This window comes from Stappia sp. 28M-7, from assembly GCF_014252955.1.
GTDB lineage: Bacteria > Pseudomonadota > Alphaproteobacteria > Rhizobiales > Stappiaceae > Stappia.
In genome coordinates, this window is the sequence record NZ_JACMIA010000001.1 from 144,886 (window position 1) to 164,407 (window position 19,522).

Annotated in this window: 18 protein-coding genes and 1 tRNA gene; 12 read left to right on the top strand and 7 right to left on the bottom strand. The window is 66.2% G+C overall.

Annotated features, from left to right (window positions below; translation table 11 throughout):
• Window positions 1-486, bottom strand: a complete 486-nt coding sequence (locus tag H7H34_RS00675) for a RidA family protein (RefSeq protein WP_120270603.1) — start codon at window positions 484-486, stop codon at window positions 1-3.
• A gap of 278 nt (window positions 487-764) precedes the next feature.
• Here H7H34_RS00675 and H7H34_RS00680 point away from each other — a divergent pair, with 278 nt between their 5' ends.
• The 4 genes from H7H34_RS00680 to H7H34_RS00695 are packed head-to-tail and all read left to right on the top strand — an operon-like array spanning window position 765 to window position 4,984.
• Window positions 765-2,144, top strand: coding sequence for an amidase (locus tag H7H34_RS00680; protein ID WP_209006123.1), 1,380 nt, complete (start codon window positions 765-767; stop codon window positions 2,142-2,144).
• Window positions 2,145-2,177: 33 nt separating this feature from the next.
• Window positions 2,178-3,164, top strand: a complete 987-nt coding sequence (locus H7H34_RS00685) for a TRAP transporter substrate-binding protein (protein ID WP_185923939.1) — start codon at window positions 2,178-2,180, stop codon at window positions 3,162-3,164.
• A 24-nt stretch (window positions 3,165-3,188) separates the two neighbouring features.
• The gene (locus H7H34_RS00690; protein WP_120270600.1) at window positions 3,189-3,698 is read left to right on the top strand and encodes a TRAP transporter small permease; all 510 of its coding nucleotides are present in this window, start codon (window positions 3,189-3,191) and stop codon (window positions 3,696-3,698) included.
• An 11-nt stretch (window positions 3,699-3,709) separates the two neighbouring features.
• Window positions 3,710-4,984: a TRAP transporter large permease gene (locus H7H34_RS00695; RefSeq protein ID WP_185923940.1), complete on the top strand. Its 1,275-nt coding sequence runs from the start codon at window positions 3,710-3,712 to the stop codon at window positions 4,982-4,984.
• A gap of 181 nt (window positions 4,985-5,165) precedes the next feature.
• Here H7H34_RS00695 and H7H34_RS00700 read toward each other — a convergent pair whose 3' ends face one another.
• Window positions 5,166-5,861, bottom strand: coding sequence for an Ntn hydrolase family protein (locus tag H7H34_RS00700; protein ID WP_185923941.1), 696 nt, complete (start codon window positions 5,859-5,861; stop codon window positions 5,166-5,168).
• A 611-nt stretch (window positions 5,862-6,472) separates the two neighbouring features.
• Here H7H34_RS00700 and H7H34_RS00705 point away from each other — a divergent pair.
• A complete protein-coding gene (locus H7H34_RS00705) occupies window positions 6,473-7,849 on the top strand; it encodes a Swt1 family HEPN domain-containing protein (protein ID WP_185923942.1) in 1,377 nt (458 codons plus the stop codon).
• A 176-nt stretch (window positions 7,850-8,025) separates the two neighbouring features.
• On the opposite strand, the gene H7H34_RS00710 is transcribed toward H7H34_RS00705, so the two are convergent.
• Window positions 8,026-8,115: transfer RNA gene (locus H7H34_RS00710), tRNA-Ser, on the bottom strand.
• Between the two features lie 719 nt (window positions 8,116-8,834).
• Here H7H34_RS00710 and H7H34_RS00715 point away from each other — a divergent pair.
• The 3 genes from H7H34_RS00715 (at window position 8,835) to H7H34_RS00725 (ending at window position 11,014) form a co-directional block, all read left to right on the top strand.
• Window positions 8,835-9,164 (top strand): hypothetical protein, encoded by a 330-nt coding sequence (locus tag H7H34_RS00715; RefSeq protein WP_209006124.1) that lies wholly within the window; start codon window positions 8,835-8,837, stop codon window positions 9,162-9,164.
• A 49-nt stretch (window positions 9,165-9,213) separates the two neighbouring features.
• Window positions 9,214-9,876, top strand: a complete 663-nt coding sequence (gene msrA, locus H7H34_RS00720) for a peptide-methionine (S)-S-oxide reductase MsrA (protein WP_185923943.1) — start codon at window positions 9,214-9,216, stop codon at window positions 9,874-9,876.
• A gap of 145 nt (window positions 9,877-10,021) precedes the next feature.
• The gene (locus H7H34_RS00725; protein ID WP_185923944.1) at window positions 10,022-11,014 is read left to right on the top strand and encodes a zinc metalloprotease HtpX; all 993 of its coding nucleotides are present in this window, start codon (window positions 10,022-10,024) and stop codon (window positions 11,012-11,014) included.
• A gap of 18 nt (window positions 11,015-11,032) precedes the next feature.
• On the opposite strand, the gene H7H34_RS00730 is transcribed toward H7H34_RS00725, so the two are convergent.
• From H7H34_RS00730 to H7H34_RS00745, 4 genes are all read right to left on the bottom strand, one after another.
• The gene (locus H7H34_RS00730; protein ID WP_185926381.1) at window positions 11,033-12,106 is read right to left on the bottom strand and encodes a linear amide C-N hydrolase; all 1,074 of its coding nucleotides are present in this window, start codon (window positions 12,104-12,106) and stop codon (window positions 11,033-11,035) included.
• 183 nt (window positions 12,107-12,289) lie between these two features.
• Entirely contained in the window at window positions 12,290-13,102 is an 813-nt protein-coding gene (locus H7H34_RS00735; protein ID WP_185923945.1) for an SDR family NAD(P)-dependent oxidoreductase, read from the bottom strand.
• 120 nt (window positions 13,103-13,222) lie between these two features.
• A complete protein-coding gene (locus H7H34_RS00740; RefSeq protein ID WP_185923946.1) occupies window positions 13,223-14,023 on the bottom strand; it encodes a phytanoyl-CoA dioxygenase family protein in 801 nt (266 codons plus the stop codon).
• A gap of 29 nt (window positions 14,024-14,052) precedes the next feature.
• Window positions 14,053-14,748, bottom strand: coding sequence for a GntR family transcriptional regulator (locus tag H7H34_RS00745; protein WP_245164924.1), 696 nt, complete (start codon window positions 14,746-14,748; stop codon window positions 14,053-14,055).
• A 1,164-nt stretch (window positions 14,749-15,912) separates the two neighbouring features.
• Here H7H34_RS00745 and phnD point away from each other — a divergent pair.
• The 4 genes from phnD (at window position 15,913) to phnE (H7H34_RS00765) (ending at window position 19,486) form a co-directional block, all read left to right on the top strand.
• On the top strand, window positions 15,913-16,875 hold the full coding sequence (phnD, locus tag H7H34_RS00750; protein ID WP_185926383.1) for a phosphate/phosphite/phosphonate ABC transporter substrate-binding protein: 963 nt from the start codon (window positions 15,913-15,915) through the stop codon (window positions 16,873-16,875).
• Window positions 16,876-17,034: 159 nt separating this feature from the next.
• Window positions 17,035-17,853, top strand: a complete 819-nt coding sequence (gene phnC / locus H7H34_RS00755; RefSeq protein WP_185923947.1) for a phosphonate ABC transporter ATP-binding protein — start codon at window positions 17,035-17,037, stop codon at window positions 17,851-17,853.
• Between the two features lie 3 nt (window positions 17,854-17,856).
• Window positions 17,857-18,669, top strand: coding sequence for a phosphonate ABC transporter, permease protein PhnE (gene phnE / locus H7H34_RS00760; RefSeq protein WP_185923948.1), 813 nt, complete (start codon window positions 17,857-17,859; stop codon window positions 18,667-18,669).
• A 1-nt stretch (window position 18,670) separates the two neighbouring features.
• Window positions 18,671-19,486 carry a phosphonate ABC transporter, permease protein PhnE gene (gene phnE, locus H7H34_RS00765; protein WP_120270589.1) on the top strand — a complete coding sequence of 272 codons (816 nt, stop codon included), beginning with the start codon at window positions 18,671-18,673 and terminating at the stop codon, window positions 19,484-19,486.
• Window positions 19,487-19,522: the final 36 nt, after the last annotated feature.

A 19,522-nucleotide genomic window follows, 5' to 3' on the forward strand; every position in this document is an offset into this window, starting at 1 on the left:
TCAGGCGTGAAGCTCGACCGTGAGGTCGGCTTCGATGGGCGCGTTGAGGCCCAGTTCGTGCTGGGTGAGCGCGGCACGCGCGTGCATCCCGTTCTCCTTGCCCCACAGCTCGACGAAGAGATCCGAGGCGCCGTTCAGCACCAGGTGCGGCTCGGTGAAGCCCGGCGCGCAGGTGACGTAGCCGATCATCTTGACGATCCGCTTGACGCGGTCGAGATCGCCGAGGACCGCCTTCATCATGGCCAGGTGATTGATCGCCATCAGGCGGGCCGAGGCATAGCCTTCCTCGATGGTGAGGTCCGATCCCACCTTGCCGACATAGGGCAGGACGTCGTTGTCGTTCTCGTCGGGCTGGGTGCCCAGCGTGCCGGAGGTGTAGAGAATGTTTCCGACGACGACGCCGGGCAGATAATTGCCGACGGGCTTGGGCCTGCGGGGCAGGACGATTCCCATTTCCTTCAGACGGGCTTCGGTCTCATGCGGCATGAACGTGCTCCAGGATTAGGCATTGACGGATGGCAAACTAGGCAAAACCGATGCGGCTGAGTGTGCGTTGGCGGCAACGCAGTGTTGCCATATCGGCAACTCATGACCTAGGGTAAGGTTCGGTTTGGGGCTGAATTAATATTATAATACATATATTTAGTCGAATGTGAGCCGCCGCGACCCTGCACGGCGGTGCTGCGCCGCAGCGAAGAGGCGAGTGGTCGCGCCCCGGTTTTCTCGTAATGTCCGGCTTGAGTTTCACGAGCAGGGGCCAACAGGTGCAGTCACAATCTCTGGCAATGATCGCGGCGGATCTCCGCGCCGGAAAGGTGCGGTCCTCCGATCTCGTGAGCGCGGCCGCGCAGCGCCATGCGGCGAGCGAGCCGGTGCTGAACGCCTACCGCACATGGGCGGGCGAGCGCGCCAAGGCCCAGGCGGCCGCCCTCGACACGCTGATCTCCTCGGGCATCGATCTCGGCCCGCTGATGGGCATTCCCGTTTCGGTCAAGGACCTGTTCGGCGTTCCCGGCCTGTCGACCCATGCGGGCACCAATGCCGCCTTCCCGAAAGAGTGGCAGGCCGCCGGACCGGTGGTGAAGGCCCTGCTGGCGCAGATGGGCGTGGTGACCGGCAAGACCCATACGGTGGAGTTCGCGTTCGGCGGCCTCGGCACCAACCCGCATGCCGGCACGCCGATCAATCCGTGGTCGTCGCGCGAGACCCCTCGCGTCCCCGGCGGCTCGAGCTCGGGCGCCGGCGTGTCGCTGGCGCAAGGCTCGGCGCTGCTGGCGCTGGGCACCGACACGGCCGGTTCGGTCCGCATTCCCGCCTCCTTCACCGGACAGACGGCGCTGAAGATCACCCATGGCCGCTGGTCGCTGGAGGGCATCGTCCCGCTGTCGCCCTCGCTCGACACGCCCGGCCTGCTGGCCCGCACGGTTGCGGACCTTGCCTATGCCTTTGCCGCGCTGGACCCGCAGGCGTCAGAGCCGGTTGCGGCCGCGGATCTTTCGGGCCTGCGCATCGGCGTCGTCCGCAACACGGTCTGGGACGATATCGAGCCGTCGATCGCCGAGAACACCAGCCAGGCCCTGCGGGTCCTGGAAAATGCCGGCGCGCATATCGGCGACGTGACGCTGGCCTGCACCGAGGAGGCGCTCGCCATCTTCCGGGCCGGCGGCCTGGCGGCAGCGGAGCTGCGCGCGTTCCTCGACCGCAATTTCCCGGAGCGGATCGCCCAGCTCGACCCGGCGGTGATGGCGCGCGTCGAAGCGGTCAACGACCTGACCGCCTCCGACTACCTGCAGCGGGCGGCGAACCTTGCGCAGTACGGCCGGACCGCGGCGCAGGCCTTCGACACGTTCGACGTGCTGGTCTCGCCGACCATTCCGGTCACCGCGCCGACCATCGCCGAGGTCGCCGATCCCGACACCTATCGGAAGGCCAACATGCTGGCCCTCCGCAACACCGCGCTCGCCAACCTGTTTGGTTGGTGTGCGGCGACCCTGCCGACCGGGCTGGATGCCAACGGCATTCCCTCCGGCCTGCAGATCATGGCGCCGCCGATGGCGGAACGCCGCCTGCTGGCGGCGGCCCTGGCCATCGAGACTGCCATCGGCTCCGGGCCCGAAATGCTCGGCAAGGCACCGCTGGCCTGATCACTGTTTACGACCCCCCTTGGAGGAGAGACCATGAAAAACCTGAGCAGAGCGATCATCCTGGCCATTGGCGCCACGTTCGGCGGCGCAGCCCATGCCGCCGACTTCACCTTCACCTTCGCGCATGTCCTGACCGAAGACACGCCGAACGCCCGCGCCGCCGTGGTGTTCAAGGAAGAGGTCGAGAAGAACTCGAACGGCCGCATCGAGATCAACATCCGCCCGGCCGCGCAGCTCGGCGGCGACGTCGAGATCATCGAGCAGACGCAGATGGGCCTCGTCCACATCGCGATCCCGCCGACCGGCAACCTCGCCAACTTCAACGAGCAGATGTACCTGTTCGACCTGCCGTTCCTGCTGAACGACAACGCCGCGATGATGCGGGTGCTCGACGGCGAGGTCGGCACCGAGCTGCTGGGCACGCTCGACGCCAACAACCTGCACGGCATCGCCATGTGGGGTGCCGGCTTCCGCCACATGACCAACAACATCCGCCCGATCAACGGTCCGGCCGATCTCGCCGGCATCAAGATGCGGACCCTGCAGGCGCCGACCATCCTGTCGACCTACCGTGCCTATGGCGCGAACCCGACCGCGATGGCCTATGTGGAGGTCTATAACGGCCTGCAGCAGGGCGTCATCGAGGGCCAGGAGAACCCGCTCGCCAACATCGCCTCGATGAAGTTCTACGAGGTGCAGAAGTACATGACCCTGACCGGCCACGCCTACCACACCTATGCGGCCGTGATGAACAAGCAGGCCTGGGAAAGCCTGCCGGAAGACCTGCAGACCGTGATCGCGGAAGCGATGATCGTCGGCCGTGACGCTGCCCGCCAGTTCACCAACGAGGACGAGGCCAAGATCCTCGACGCGATCAAGGACCAGATCGAGATCCAGGAGCTGTCCGAGGAAGGCCGCAAGGCGTTCATCGAGGCCTCCAAGCCGATCTACGACGAGTTCCGCGACAAGGTGACGCCGGCCCTGATGGACAAGGCGATCGCGCTGGCCAAGGGCGAGTAAACCACGAAGAAAGAGGGTCGCGGCATGATCACCTGGTTGAACAAGCTGGTTGACGTCATCGAGAACACGCTGGTCAGCGGGTTGATACTGGTCGCGACCCTCGTCGCCATCGCGCAGGTTATCGCGCGCTACGTCTTCAACAATTCGCTCTACTGGTCGGAGGAGGTGGTTCTCTACGCCTTCATCACCATGAGCTTCCTGACGATGGGAATGGGCGTGCGCTACGCCTCCCACATCAGCGTCGAGGCGATCTACGCCTTCGTGCCGGAAAAGATGGTGCGGCCGCTGCAGATCGGCGCGGCCTGCCTCGGCCTGATCTTCGCCGGTGTCGTGCTGTGGTACGGCAGCAAGCTGGTGATCAACACCTCGCGCATGGGCCAGCTCTCGCCGGCCCTGCGCATTCCCGTCGGCTACATCTACATGGTCATCCCGTTTTCGGCGGGACTGATGATCACCCGCTATCTCCTGGTCCTGCAGGAGCTCGTGTTCGGGCGCGCCTACACGCCGCCTTCCGTCGACATCAAAACGAGCTGAGGACCCCATCCATGGTCGGTGCACTCGTCCCCGTCTTCTTCGGCCTGCTCGTCTTCGGCCTGCCCATCTTTGCCGCCCTGGCGCTGTCGGTGGCGGCCGCCCTCTATTTCTGGGGCGGCCTCGATCCCGTGCTCGTGCCGATGCGCATGTTCTCGGGCATGAACAACTTCTCGCTGATGTCGATCCCGTTCTTCATCCTGGCGGCCGAGCTGATGCGCATCGGCGGCCTGTCGGAACGGCTGATCAACCTGGCGCGCGCCATCGTCGGCTGGCTGCCGGGCGGCCTTGCCGCCGCCGCCGTCGTCGCCTGCCTGATGTTCGGATCGATCTCCGGCTCCAGCCCGGCGACGGTGATCGCCATCGGCTCGATCCTCTATCCGGCGATGGTCAAGGCGGGCTACGACAAGTACTTCTCCATCGGCCTGATCACCACCGCCGGCACGCTCGGCCCCATCGTGCCGCCGTCCATCGCGCTGATCATCTACGGCTCGGTCACCGGCACCTCGGTCGGCAAGCTGTTCGCCGCCGGCCTGCTGCCGGCGCTGCTGATCGGCGGCATCCTGATCGCCTATGCCAGCTGGTATTCGGCGCGCAAGGGATACCCGCGCGACGCGATGCCGACCATCGCCAGCATCTGGGCGGCCTTGAAGCAGGCGGCCTGGGGCCTCGGCCTGCCGTTCATCCTGCTCGGCGGCATCTATTCGGGCGTCTTCACCCCGACCGAGGCGGCGGCCGCCGCCTGTCTCTACGGCTGGCTGGTCGGCGCGGTGGTCTACCGGACCATCTCGCTCAAGGACACGCTGGTGGTGCTGCGCAACACCGGCCTGATCTCCGGCCCCTTGCTGCTGATCACCGCCGGCGCCTCGGCCTTCTCCTGGCTGCTGGCGAGCTCCGGCACCCCGGCCCAGCTGGCGAGCTTCATCCTCAGCGACACCAGCAATTCCATCGTGGTGATGCTGCTGTTCAACCTGATCCTGCTGGTGGCCGGCTGCTTCCTCGACAGCGCCTCGGCGATCATCATCCTCGGCCCGCTGATGATGCCCATCGCGGCGCAGGTCGGCGTCGACCCGATCCATTTCGGCATCATCATGCTGGTCAACCTGTCGGTCGGCATGCTGACCCCGCCTGTCGGGCTCAACCTGTTCGTGGCCATGGGCGTCGCCAACATGAAGCTGGGAGAGATCTTCCGCGCCGCCCTGCCGACGATCGCGCTGATGCTGGTGGCGCTGGTGATCCTGACCTACGTGCCGTTCTTCAGCATGCTGCTGCCGAACACGTTCTTCTGAGGAACACCCGCGCGGGTCCCGCGCACCGGCGAAGCGACTGCCCCCGACACCGACCAGCGCGCATGGGACCATGTGCGCTGGTTTTGTTTTGGGCGTGCTGCTGCGGCCCGTCGACAGGTCGGGGATGCAAGCGGATATCGAGCGCCCTCCTCTTTGTCGTTCAGCCTCGCATCGAGGCTCGTCACTCGAATATCTTGGCGATTGCGGCTTGTTCGGCCTCCTCCCATCGACGCACGTCCTTGGTCACCTTCTCGATCTCTGCGTCGCTGAGGTGGTGCGCACCGTCCTCGTCGATACGACACAGACTGAATGGCTTGCCGACGCTGGGGGAGGTAAGGTCGAGCGCTTCCAGGACACGCAGGACGGCCGCGCAACCGAAGCGCAGCGACCGCTCGGTCAAGTGGAAGTGGGACAGAAGCGAGCCGGCTTGCTGTGCCATGGCCGCACCGCTGCCGATCGCGTGGAAGCCGATATCGCCGTAGTGCCCGATCATGCCGGAGGGCGTTATCTCGACGATCCACGGCTCTCCCTTGCGCCATCCGGCCGCCATCACGTAGGCCGACGGCGAGCCGCCATCTTCTTCGCCCGGCACGTCCGGGATGAACGTGTCGTAGTGATGGCGCAGGATCGGGAGGACCTGTTCCTGCATCGCGCGGCCGATATCCGGGGCCTCCAGAATGGCCGCACTGTTTTCGTTGAAACAACTCTCAACCTCGACCAGCACCGATCGCGCACCGCTGCCGCCCCATGCCGCCAGCTCGCCCAAAGGGTGCAGCTTCTGGGCCGGATATGTCATGCCTCTCCCCTTGTCCGTGATCTGCGAGTCGGAGCCGAGCACGACTCCATCCTGGCAAACGGTGGCAAGCACGACGGTCATGATTTCGATCCTCTCAGGTCGTGTGGTCCGGAAAATCCCGCCGGATACGCATCAGCCGCAGCTCGCTTCCATGCGATGCAGACTGCAGTCGTAGGCGATTGGAACGATCCGTTTTCCTTCTCCGGTACGAGTGCAAGGAGAACGGGCGCGGAACCGGATCGTTCCCGCATTGCGTAATCCGAAGGGGGCGGAAGGTTCTCGCGCCCCGAGCGGTCGAGATGAAGTGTATATATGTGCCAGTATCAGGATCGGATCTTCGGCGACAAAATTGAACCAGTGCGCAAGACGGAGAGCGAACGGCAGGTTACAGGCCGTCTTGGCAATACATTTAGCTTTGGGGGCGAGGACAGACTAGCATCTCGGGTGGGCAGCAGAATGGCGGCTTTTGGTGGCAACGTGCACTAAGCTGGTCGTTGAGGTTGTCAGTGGCCGTGTCCTTCTGTCGATTTTGATCGTCCTGAGAGACGAAAGCGAAAAGGGCTATGCGGGCCGGCGGATGGGTCATGGCCAACACAGTTGTGCTCGATCAACTACGGGGATGCTTCTCAGCGCTTAAAGGGCACGTCTTTGTGCTGTAAGATGCTGGACACGACTCGCGACGTGAGAGCACAATGGATGACGGCGATTACAGCAATGGGGATGCGCCGCCAGCTAAGACGCCGGCGGTGATTGATCTCGACGCGTTTTCTAAGACGATGGACGCCGGGCAAGGTGCGGCCGAAGCGGCCGGTAGATTGCTGGCTATCAGTGAGCGGATATCGACAGCACAGGAGGTGCTTTGCCCGCATGGCGGTGTCGAAAGCCTCGCCGCGCAATCGGAGCGTGCGGCCCTCATCATTGAGCAGACGACCGCCAGCCTGACACTCCCGTCTCTGATGAGCAACAGCGCCGGGCTAAGCACATATCCTTCGACTTCCCGTATCTTTGAGGACATCGAGCGCCAGCAGCGCCAGCTCACCAGCGGCTTCCCCGAAAGCCTTGCCCGTATTGCGATGGGCTTACCGTCCTCAAGTCTGAGCACGCTAACCGAAAACCTTACTTTGGGCGGCACTTACGCAGACCTCTCCCGGACCGGGGAAATGGCGCGTATCACTACTGGCGTTTCCGTTTCCGCCGCCGACCTGCACCGCTTTGAGATACCGGACATGAGCGCCATTGGTGCGCTGTCACGGAGCGTCGAGGCCTTGATCAGGCCGTCATTCGATACTCCGGCATCAATCATCCAGGAAACGTTCGTCGGCTTGCATAGCCCTTGGCTTGATACTGCTAATGTACTCGGCTCGGCCGAAGCATTGGTGAGGGTGCAAAGCCTCGGGCTGCAACTTGGGCATCAGACGGCGTTCAATCCCGATTACAGCGCGTTGCTGCGCGAAACACTTGGCGACTGGCGGGACGTCACGGCGATCCCGGATGACCTTGAGGAGCAGGTTGCGCGCTCCGAATTCTACGTCGACCTCGGCTTCGATACGCGCGTTATCGACAGGCCGGATGAAGCGTTCGGTGAAACCCTGATCCTCGCGGGTATCGCTTTCGCGCCGGAAGACAATGAGGTCGAAGGCCGGCACGATGATCTAGGCCTTGCCCGGGCTCGGCAGTTGCAAGCCGCCGTGCAGAAGCTTGAGGCCGAGCTGCGGAGCTTCATCGTTGCGGTTTTGTCAGCAGAGTTCGGACCGCAGTGGGTTAAGCGCCTGCCAAACAGCCTCTATGATCAGTGGATTGAGAAACAACGGCGTGATCCGCGCGGAGACCAGCTTGAACCTATCGACTATGCTGACTTCATGGATTTTGAGCGTATCATCTGCAAGAGGGACCTGTTCGGGACGGTGTTCGCCACATACTTCGTGTCGCTTGAATCTGCCCGGGAGTCCTTGATGCGTCTTGTGGCGCCCCGGAACACGGCGATGCATTCGCGCCCGATCGGTAAGGACGACGCCGTACTGGCCGCATTTGAGATCCGGCGTTTAATGCTGCGCGTAACCCGCCATTGAGGCTGGCACATCGTGCTTAATAGATCAGGGAATTGGCGGCCCACCTCAGCGTCGGAAGCTGCTGTTGCGGCCTCGCAATATCGTCGGGCTGTAGCGTAAAGCTGCGATTTTGAGCGCCAAACGACGCGCGCCGCCCGTCGGCACTATCGCTCGATAACTGGCTGATCAGGGGAAAATGGCGGAGAGAGAGGGATTCGAACCCTCGATACGGTTTCCCGTATACACGCGTTCCAGGCGTGCGCCTTAAACCACTCGGCCACCTCTCCGCAGCCGGCCCGTCCGGTGGGCCTGCGGGGCAGGCCTTTCGTCGGTCCTCGTGCGGGAAGGCGATGGGTCCGGCGCTCGCACCAGGGCGGCGCGAAGCCGGGCCGACCCGGCCCGCAAGTCGCGCAATATACTGACGATGCGGCCAAGTTCAAGCACTCATCCATGCCCTGCTGCGCTTTTCAACACGGGCGGGCAAACGCAGCCGGCGACGGATGAGAAAGCCGGCGGAAACATTAGGTTCTGCCCGGTGAGGCCAGAGACCGGACGCTTGCGCGGGCGCCTGGCGCACGCAGCCGGGAGGGGCCGCGTGCGGGCGGATCGGCGGGCGGCGGCCGCCCCGCGCGGGGTCGCGGATTGCTCCCGCGGGTTCACGGATCGCTCCCGCGCTCTCACGCCTTGCGGAAGCGCCTTTCGTCCATCTTGCGCTTTTGCGAAAGCAAGCCTATCTGATGCGCCCGGCGGGAGAGGCAAGGCGATGGCGCGCCGTGCCCATTGTCGCCGTTTTCTCGCGTTTTGCTGTCGCCCGGAAGGTCGAGGCGGGCTATGGTCCGGCCCGCGGCCGCCCGCGTATGCAAATTTCGAGTGAACGAATTCCGCCGAGCGGAGTTCTGGCAGTTGCGGACCTTTGCAACAGATGTCTGCAGTCGATGTTTGCAGTCTGGCGCGGGCAGGCCCGATGCCTTCAGGCTTTGGTATTGGGTGGATCCGGGACGGAACGATGTTCAGACTTCTCCTGCGGCTTCTCGGTCTGTGGTTCGTGGCGCTGGCGCTGGTGGCGCTGGTGATCGACGCCACGTCGACGATCGCCGCCGGAAGCTGGTCGTCGACCTCCTTCGGCCAGTACTGGTTCGACTTCGCGCCCGAAAGTCTCGCCGCCGCCCAGGCCTTCGTCCAGGGCGAGGTCAATCCGGTCCTGTGGGATCCGGTTGCCCTCAAGCTCCTGGTGCAGCCGGCCTGGCTGATCGTCGGACCGCTCGGCTTCCTGCTCCTGTGGATCGGAGATCTCGGCCGCGGCCGTCGTCGCCGCAGGCTCGCCGAAACCGTCTGAATCCCTTGCCCGCCGGCCTCCCCCGGCGCGCATCCCTTTGGAGGCATCCATGTCGTTCATGACAATGCTCAGCAACAAATTCTCGCTGGTCGACCCGGCCATGGCGCTGCCCGGTCGCGGCGAGCCGATCATGACCCCGGGCATCCACACCGTGCTCGGCCGCCCGCTCGATCTTGCCCCGGGTGCGGGCGAGGAAGAGGTGCTGTTCGGCCTCGGCTGTTTCTGGGGCGCCGAGCGCCTGTTCTGGACCATGCCGGGCGTTCTCGTCACCGCAGTCGGCTATGCCGGCGGCTACACGCCGAACCCGACCTATCACGAGGTCTGCACGGGCCGCACCGGCCATACCGAGGTGGTGCGCGTCGTTTTCGACACCGCGCGCCTGCCGCGCGAGGAGCTGCTCAAGGCGTTCTGGGAAGGCCACGACCCGACGCAAGGGATGCGCCAGGGCAACGACACCGGCACCCAGTACCGCTCGGCGATCTATTTCGCCGAAGGCGGCGAGATGGCGGCGGCGGTGGCGGCCTCGCGCGCGACCTATGCGGCGGCGCTGAAGGCGGCCGGCCACTCGCGCACCATCACCACCGAGACGAAGCCGATGGGCGCGTTCTACTTCGCCGAGGACTATCACCAGCAGTATCTCGACAAGAACCCCGGCGGCTATTGCGGCCTCGGCGGCACAGGCGTTGCCTGCCCCGCCGGCCTTGCCGTGTAAGCGCACGCGAAGTCATGACTGAAAGAGGCGCGCGGGACGGCGGTTCCGCGCGCCTTTTCGTATCCGCGGGCGGGCGAGAATGCCGCAGGCCCGCGCGCCGTCTTGCCGCTTTGCAAGCAGCCCGGCCACAGCCCATATTCGGCGGATGAGCCCTGACGACATCAGACCTGCCATCACCATCGACCCGGCCGTGCGGGCAAGGCACCGCCGGCGCAACCGCCTGCACACGCTCGTGCTCGGCGCCGGGGCGGTGCTGCTGCTGTCGCTGACCGCGTGGACGCTGGCCGGGCCGCAGGGCGTCCTGTGGGCGGCAATCGGCGGCTCGCTGTCGGTGATGCTGGCGGCGCGCTTTTCCTCCTCCATGGTCCTGCAGCTCTACGGCGCGCGCGAGGTGACGCCCGCCGCCTTTCCCGAAGCGCATACGATCGTTCGGCTGCTGGCCGAGCGGGCGGGCCTGCCGCGCATGCCAAGGCTCTATCTGGTGCAAAGCCGGATGGTGAACGCCTTTTCCACCGGCACGCGCGAGGACAGCGCCATCTGCATCACGGAAGGGCTGCTCGCCCGCCTGACCCCGCGCGAGTTCGTCGGCGTGATGGCGCACGAGCTGGCCCATGTGGCGCATGGCGACATCCACGTCATGGCGATGGCCGACGTGGTGGCGCGCATGACCGGCATCATGTCGGTGTTCGGCCTGGTGCTGATGGTGATCAGCCTGCCGCAGGCGCTGGCCGGCGGTGCGCCGGTGCCCTGGGGCGCGGTGCTGCTGCTGGTCGTGGCGCCGACGATTGGAACGGCCGTGCAGCTGGCCCTGTCGCGCACCCGCGAGTTCGAGGCGGATCTGGGCGCGGCCTCGCTGACCGGCGACCCGGAGGGCCTTGCCAGCGCGCTCATGAAGCTGGAGCGCATCCAGGGGCGCATGTGGGAGGCGGCGCTGCCGCAAGGCGCGCGCATCCCCGAGCCGTCGGTGCTGCGCAGCCACCCGCAGACGGACGAGCGCGTGCGGCGGCTGCGCGAATTGCGGGCATCGCCTGAGCACTGGCTGGACACGGCCGCGATGCCGCATGTGGCGGGGCGCTCGCCCGTGCCAGATACGGGCGCTCCGCGCCGCCGGCTGACCCGCTTCGGCACCTGGTACTGACGCGCCCGGCAGCCCTGCCTATTCGGGCAGGCCGAGGAAGCGGAAGGGCTCGGCCTCGACGAAGGATGCTGTCGCATCGCCGGAATAGATGTGCTGCTGGTCGGGCCCGAGGTCGAGCTTGCGCACTGGCGCGCCTTGCGAGAAGTCCAGCTGCTTCAGGTCCACCCAGAACGTGTTCGGGGTGAGGGCCGATTCGAAGAAGTAGAGCAGCCGCTGGTGGTCGACGACCGTGCGCCAGCGGGTGGAGGAAATGTTGGGCTGGTCCGGCGTGGTGATGCCGAAGGGCACGGACACGTTGCGGATGACGCTGAAGACGCTGGCGATGGCCCGGTTGGGATCCTCCGGGCGCGGGATCGCCGCGACATAGAAGCTCGCCCGCGCGAAGCGGTCGGCAGCGCGGTTGGTGCCGGGCAGGAACACGGTGCCGCCGATGCCGCGCCAGTATTCGGCCAGCGCCAGCTGCTCTTCGAAGGTCGGCGAGTTGGTCATGACCGTGTAGCGGCGGTTGTGATGGATGACCTGCCGCCCGCCGATATACTCGACGATGGCGCTGTCGCCGCTGGCATCGGACATGGACAGGTGCAGCGTCGTCAGCCGGTCCTCGCCGGGCACGCTGTCGGTGACGATGGTGAAGGGCTCGGCCTCCAGCGCCGCGACGGCCTCCGCCACGCTGGCGAAATTGTCGAGCACATACTGGCCCCAGGCGGCGATGGTCAGGCCCGGACGGTCGCCGGTCATCTCTGGATATTCGGACTCGGCCAGCCACAGCAGGTTGACCGCAAGGCCCTCCTCGTTGACCCCGTCCGTGGTCGACACGTCGTAGCCCGAGGCGATGACGCTGCCGTATTTCGAGGTCCATTTCAGGGAGTTCGGCCCGGCTTCGCCGCTGCGCTCCATGCCGCGCGGCATCACCCAGAGATTGGTGGCGATCTCGCTCTTCCAGTCCATCGAACGGGCGGTGATCACCGTGTCGCCGGCGCCGTGATAGACGAGGCGGGTGCAGGCCTCGGCAAGGGCCGCGCCCCCGGTTGCAAGCAGCGCGGCGAGCGCCACGCGCGCGCCCAGGCCACGGGCTCGGGCGGAAAACGGCATGCTGGACATCGGGGGGACCTCTTGGCGTGCCACATCGCAAAAACAGACGGCCGCCTGCAAGAAAAGCGGCCGCCGCCATCGTAGAGGGCGGCGGCGAAGTCGGGCAAGTCGGTAAAACCTGCGGCTGCAGGCATTGCCCCGGCATTTGTCGCGGCCGGGCGGTCCGCCGGAGCGGCTGCCCCCTTACGGCGAGACGCAGGTCGCGGTCAGGCCGCCATCCACCACCAGCTCCTGCGCGGTGATGTAGCGGGCCTCGTCCGAGGCGAGGAACAGCGCCGCGTTGGCCGTATCCCAGGCATCGCCCATGTGCCCCATCGGGCACTGCGCGTCGCGCCGGGCGATCATCTCCTCCTCCCCGCCATAGGAGGCGGCGAGCGGCTTGCGGATCATCGGCGTGTTCATCAGGCCTGGCGACACGCAGTTCGCGCGGATGCCGAGCGGCGCGTATTGCAGGGCGATGTTGCGGGTGAGCCCGACGATCGCGGCCTTGGAGGCCGAATAGGCGGCATAGGGAAAGCCGATATAGCGCGAGGCGGCGATCGAGGCGACGTTGACGATGGCGCCGCTGCGCTGGCGCTCCATCACCGGCAGCACATGCTTGCAGGTGAGGAAGACGCTGGTCTGGTTGATGGCGATCACCCGGTTCCAGCTCTCCTCGGAGGCTTCCACCGGGCCGCCGGTTTCCGAGATGCCGACATTGTTGTGCAGGATGTCGATGCGGCCGAACTGCGCAAGGCAGGCCTCGACCATCGCCGCGACATCGGCGGAGTTCGAAACGTCCGCCCGCGCCGTCTCGCAGGTGCCGCCCTCGGAGCGGATGATGTCGCGCGTTTCGCCCGCCGCGCGCTCGTCGCGGTCGACGGCGAGGATGCGCGCGCCGTTCCGCGCAAAGAGAACCGCCGCCGCCTTGCCGTTGCCCCAGCCCTCTCCCGAGGAGCCGGCGCCGACGACGAGGGCGACCTTGCCGGCCAATCGGCCAGCCGAACTGTCTGTCATGTGGAAACCGTCCGTTCTGATGCCCTGACACGAAAAGACCGGGGCGGGCTCGGCCCGTCCCGGATCGCAAAGGAAAGGCCGGAGCGGATCGCGTCCGCTCCGGCCTGCCACGTTCGGCGGTTACTCGGCCGCTTCGCGCATGGACATCGCGTAGCGCTGCAGCGCGTCGTCCTCGACCGGCTCGATCGGCGTGAAATCGCGATGGGCGATATATTCCGGCCGGGTCGGCTTGCGGATCGCGTTGGAGACGGTGGAGAGCGTCAGATAGACGATCTTGCGCGGGTAGGGCGTGATGTTGCCCGACGAGCCGTGCACCAGGTTGCCGTGATGGATCAGCAACCCGCCCGCCTTGCCGGTCGGAGCGACGATGCCGCCCTTGGCGGCGAGCTCGGTCACGGTGTCGTTGTCGAGCGTCCACAGGCCGTAGCTGGTGGTTGTGGTGTCGTATTCCGACTTGAGCTGGCCGTGGGTGTGCGAACCGCCGATCAGCATGAGCGGACCGTTGATCGGCAGCACGTCGTCGAGGAACACCGAGATGTTCATCGCCCGCGGCTCGGGCATGCCGTCATCCTTGTGCCAGGTGGGGAAGTCCTGGTGCCACTGCCAGACGTCGCCGGTGAAGGCGGCCTTCGCGTTCACCTTGAACTGGTGCATGTACAGTTCTTCGCCGAAGATCTGGCGCACCGGCTCGATGAGGCGGGGATGACGCCCGAGCAGACGGAACGCCTCGTTGTAGGTATGGCAGGCAAAGGCCGTACGCGGCGTGCCGTCCTTCTCGCGCCAGATCTCCTTGCGGTCCTCGTCGAAGATGCCGGACGCCGCCTCCCGCAGCACCTCGACCTCTTCCGGCGAGAACGCCTCGGGCAGGAAAAGATAGCCGTGGCGGTTGAATTCGTCCTGTTGTTCCTGCGTCAGCTTCATGTGGCGTTCCTCCTCTTGGGTCACGGCCTTCAGGCCGTGTTCTTCAAAACCTGCCTGGCGGTGAGGCGAGCCTCCGTTTCCTTACCGGCATTTTCCGCATGGGCCCTTGCGGCGCCTTCCGCGGCTGCGTCGCCGGCCGCGATGAGCCGGGCGATCTCGTGATGGTGCTCCCAGGCGGATTCGCGGAAGCCGCCGATGTCGAGAACCAGCCGCATGGAGCGCATCATGTGCGAGAACTGCGGCTCGAGCGTTTCGGCGATCCGGCGGTTGCCGGACATGACGATGACCTGGTTGTGGAAGTCGACGTCGAGCGCGATGCGCTCCGCCACGGGCGTGTCGTCCCCGAAGCTCTCGGCCTGGCGCAGGATCGCGGCGAGCGTCTTCAGCTCGGCCTCCGGCATGCTGCCCTCCGCGACCCGCGCGGCCGCTAGGCCGGCGGCCAGCCCGTCGAGCGCGGCGCGAACCTGATAGATCTCGCGAAGATGCGCCGGATCGATCTCCGTGACCTTGAGCCCCTTGCGCCCGGTCTCCTCCACCAGCCCGTCGCGCTTGAGCAGCTGCAGCGCATGGCTGACCGGCTGGCGCGACACGCCGAGGCGGTCGGCAAGCTCGGCCTGGCGGATGCGCTCGCCCGGTGCCAGCTCGGCCAGCGCGATGGCCTGGCGCAGCCGCTCGTAGACGCGGTCCACCAGGATCGGGCTCTGGTCGATGAGTTCCATGGGCATGCCTAGCGTCCTTCCCCTTACGGTCCTTGCGGACATCGCAACGAAGCGCAGCCGGCGCGAAAGCACCCGGGCCGATCCCGGGGGCTGGTTGTGCGGCCTGTCCGGCGCGATGCCGGGACAAGCTGACGGAACGCGCGCACCGCCGCAATGCACCGCAGGTATGACATGGGAGGCCTGTTCGGCACACCCGGCGGCGCGACGTTCCGGGACGGACCTGTCCCTGTCCTGGCCGGGATGCGGCCAAGCTCTTCGTGACCTCCGCTGCGGCCGTTTCGGCTCCGCACCGTGCCGGATCCGTCCGGCGGGCAAGAAGCCGGACCGGCCGACGGTCTGGCGATGGGGCCAACGGAGCCCTGAGCGCCGGTGGTCCGGCGAAATCCGTGCGCCGCTCCTGCAGCGCGAGCCTTTCGTCCACTCCGGCGTCCGCTCCGGCACGTCGGTCTTCGCCCGGTCGGGAGCGGTGGTTCGATCAATCAGGAATTCGGAATTCCAAATTCCAATGATGCAACCCTGCCCGAGCGGATCGGCGCTGTCAACAGTTTGGAATTCCGAATTCCATTTCGAGTGGTTCGGCCGTGGGCGGGGTGGAGGCGGCGGTAGAAGAGGACGCGTGCGCTTCGGGGTATCGGTTCCAGTGCCTTGGGCTGCTGCTTGGGAGGGGTGGGCGGTTGGCGCGAAGGAATGTGCAACCCGCTGAAGTAATGTCCCGAAGACGCAAGGCAGGCGCGCCGCATGGCATGCGCGGAAGGCGGGATGAAGAGCGGGAGATCGGCCGGGACATGCTGCAGGGCGAGGCTCTCCCTCCAGGTGATTTGCCGGCTCATGTGCTGAGATACCGCAGAGGCAGCGAGCGGCGCCGGGCAGCGGGCGCCGTGCCGGCAAGTCGCCGGCGCTACGGGCTCGGCCGGCATCCTTGCAAGATTTCGCAGGAATTCCGCGCAAGGGGCGGCTCTCGCCCGGCTGCTGTTCAGCTTCTGGGGCGGCGGGAAGCGGCCGTGGATCAAGGAGGGGGGCGCCGGCTCTGCCTTAAAGGAAACTTCGCCGCCTCAAGGTCTTGACGCGGCTTGGTTTGTCATCCAGCCTTCACGCAGGACGCATAACAGACATCCGGTCCAGAACGGATGCAGATCGCGCCCCAGTGGAGGAACACAGATGACCATGCACATGACGAAGCTCGCCGGCGCTGCGAGCGTCGCCGCCTTGCTTGCCGGCCTCATCGCCGCAACGCCTGCGCAGGCCGAATTCAAGCTCGACAGCCGCTACACCGATGCCGATGGCGACCTGATCGCGGACATTCCGTCCGATCCGGCGCAGCAGATCGATCCCTCGACGCTGATCTTCGCCTATACCCCGGTCGAGGATCCGGCGGTCTATGCCGAGGCCTGGGCCGACTTCCTGGCCCATATGGAGAGCGTCACCGGCAAGAAGGTGCAGTTCTTCCCCGTCCAGTCGAACGCCGCCCAGATCGAGGCGATGCGCGCCGGCCGCCTGCACATCGCCGGCTTCAACACCGGCTCCAACCCGCTTGCCGTCGCCTGCGCGGGCTTCCGCCCGTTCACGATGATGGCCAAGGCCGACGGCAGCTTCGGCTACGAGATGGAAATCATCACCTATCCGGGCTCGGGCATCGAGAAGCCGGAAGACATCAAGGGCAAGACGCTTGCCTTCACCGCCGAGACCTCGAATTCCGGCTTCAAGGCGCCGTCCGCGCTGTTGAAGGCCGAATACGGCCTCGTCTCCGGCACCGACTACGAGCCGGCCTTCTCCGGCAAGCACGACAATTCGGTGCTCGGCGTCGCCAACAAGGACTATCCGGCGGCCGCGATCGCCAACTCCGTCATGCACCGCATGATCGAGCGCGAGGTGATCAAGCCCGAGCAGGTGGTCAGCATCTACAAGTCGCAGACCTTCCCGACCACTGGCTACGGCGTTGCCTACAACCTGAAACCGGAGCTGCAGGATAAGATCAAGGAAGGCTTCGCCACCTTCAAGTGGGAAGGCTCGTCGCTGGAGAAGGAGTTCTCCAAGTCGGGCGAGGCGCAGTTCATCCCGATCACCTTCAAGGACAACTGGTCCGTCATCCGTCAGATCGACGCGGCGAACGACGTTTCCTACAACTGCCAGTAAGATCGTGAGCGGGCGGACGGCGCGCGGGGGAGTGTCTTCCGCGTTGCCGTCCGTGTCCGCGCCCGCATCCCTGGCCGTTCCCTTGCGCGCGGCCCTTCGTGCGGCGCGCAGGGGCCGGCAGACCCGGCCGTGACGGCCCTCTCTCCCCCGGATCCCCGCATGCTGACAGTCGAAGCGCTTACCAAGACCTACAAGACCGGCGACAAGGCCCTCCGGTCAGTCAGTTTCACCGTGCCGAAGGGACAGGTCGTCGGCCTGATCGGGCCGTCCGGCGCCGGCAAGTCGACCCTCATCCGCTGCATCAACCGCTTGGTCGAGCCGACCGAGGGGCGGGTGCTGCTGAACGATCTCGACATCACCGGCCTGCCGGCGCGCGAACTGCGCCGCGCCCGCCGCCGCATCGGCATGATCTTCCAGGAATATGCCCTGGTGGAGCGTCTGACGGTGATGGAGAACGTGCTGTCGGGGCGCCTCGGCTATGTCGGTTTCTGGCGCTCCTTCCTGCGCCGGTTTCCCGGCGAGGACGTGGAGAACGCCTTCCGCCTGCTCGACCGGGTCGGCCTGATCGACCATGCGGACAAGCGCGCCGACGCCCTGTCGGGCGGCCAGCGCCAGCGCGTCGGCATCGCCCGCGCGCTCGCCCAGGATCCCGAGCTGCTGCTGATCGACGAGCCGACCGCCTCGCTCGATCCCAAGACCTCGCGTCAGATCATGCGGCTGATCGTCGAGATCTGCGCCGAGCGCGGCCTGCCGGCGATCATCAACATCCACGACGTCGTGCTGGCCCAGCAGTTCACCCAGCGCATCATCGGCCTGCGGGCGGGCGAGGTCGTCTTCGACGGCACGCCGGACCTGCTCGACGAAAGCGTGCTCACCCGCATCTATGGCGAGGAGGACTGGACCGCCATGCGACGCGCGGCGGAAGAGGACGACCACGCCGAGCGCGACGCCGCCGAACGCATGGCCGGGATGGTCTGAGCCATGAGCGCGACCGCAAAGGCCTATCCCCGTCGCTGGCGCCGGTCGGCGACGATGATCCCCGATCCGCGCTGGCGCTACGGGATCTACACTGTCATCCTCGTCTATCTGGTGCTGGCCATCGGCTCGATCGACGTCAACTGGGCCCGCGTCTGGGACGGGCTCGACCGGGGCTGGCGCTTCGTCCAGGGCTTCCTGCAGCCGGACTTCACCAGCCGCTGGAAGGACATCAGCAACGGCATGATCGAGAGCCTGACCATGACGGTCACGGCCACCGTCGCCGGCGTGCTGATCTCCGTGCCCATCGGCATCGGCGCGGCCCGCAACATCGCCCCGCGCGCGGTCTACTACGTCTGCCGCGGCATCATCGCGGTGAGCCGGTCGCTGCAGGAGATCATCATCGCCATCCTGCTGGTCGCCATGTTCGGCTTCGGACCCTTCGCCGGCTTCCTGACCCTGTCCTTCGCCACCATCGGCTTCCTGGCCAAGCTGCTGGCCGAGGACATCGAGGACATCGACGAGGCCCAGGCCGAGGCGGTGCGCGCCACCGGCGCGTCCTGGTGGCAGCTGGTCAACTACGCGGTGCAGCCGCAGGTGATGCCGCGCCTGATCGGCCTGACGCTCTACCGCTTCGACATCAATTTCCGCGAGAGCGCGGTGATCGGCATCGTCGGCGCGGGCGGCATCGGCGCGACGCTGAACACCGCCATCGACCGCTACGAATACGACAGCGCCGGAGCGATCCTGCTGATCATCATCGGCGTGGTGATGTTCGCGGAATACTCCTCCAGCTATATCCGCAAGTGGGTGCAGTGACATGCCGGTGATCAAAACCGAAAACGGCCCGGTCTGGCTCCGCCGCACCCCGCAAGCCTCCTTGCGCCTGTGGGCCGCATGGTTCGTGTTCGTCGCCCTCACCGTCTGGTGCTGGCAGGTGATGACGAAGGACACGATCTGGGCCTTCGTCTATGACGCGCCGCAACAGGCGGCCGACATCGGCTCGCGCATGTTCCCGCCGCGGCTGAGCTATATCGACAAGCTGCTCTGGCCCTTGTGGGACACGATCAACATGGCGACGCTCGGCACCATGCTCGGCGTCGCCATCGCGACGCCCATCGCCTTCCTGGCCGCGCGCAACACCACGCCGAGCCTGCTGATCGCCCGTCCGATCGCGCTGTTCATCATCGTCGCCTCGCGCTCGATCAATTCGCTGATCTGGGCGCTGCTGCTGGTCTCGATCCTCGGCCCCGGCCTGCTCGCCGGCATCATCGCCATCGCGCTGCGCTCCATCGGCTTCGTCGGCAAGCTGCTCTACGAGGCCATCGAGGAAACCGAGTTGACGCAGATCGAGGCGGTGCAGGCGACCGGCGCCAGCGGCGCGCAGCTGCTCAACTACGGCTACTGGCCGCAGATCGCGCCGGCCTTCTGGGGCATCTCGGTGTTCCGCTGGGACATCAACATCCGCGAGAGTGCGGTGCTCGGCCTTGTCGGTGCCGGCGGTCTCGGGCTGCAACTGCAGGCCTCGCTCAGCGTGCTGGCCTGGCCGCAGGTGACGACGATCCTGCTGGTCATCCTGGCGACCGTCGTGTTCAGCGAGTGGGTCTCGGCCAAGGTCCGCCACGCCATCATCTGAGGGGCAGGGCAACGGGCGGGCTTTTCGGCGGCTCCC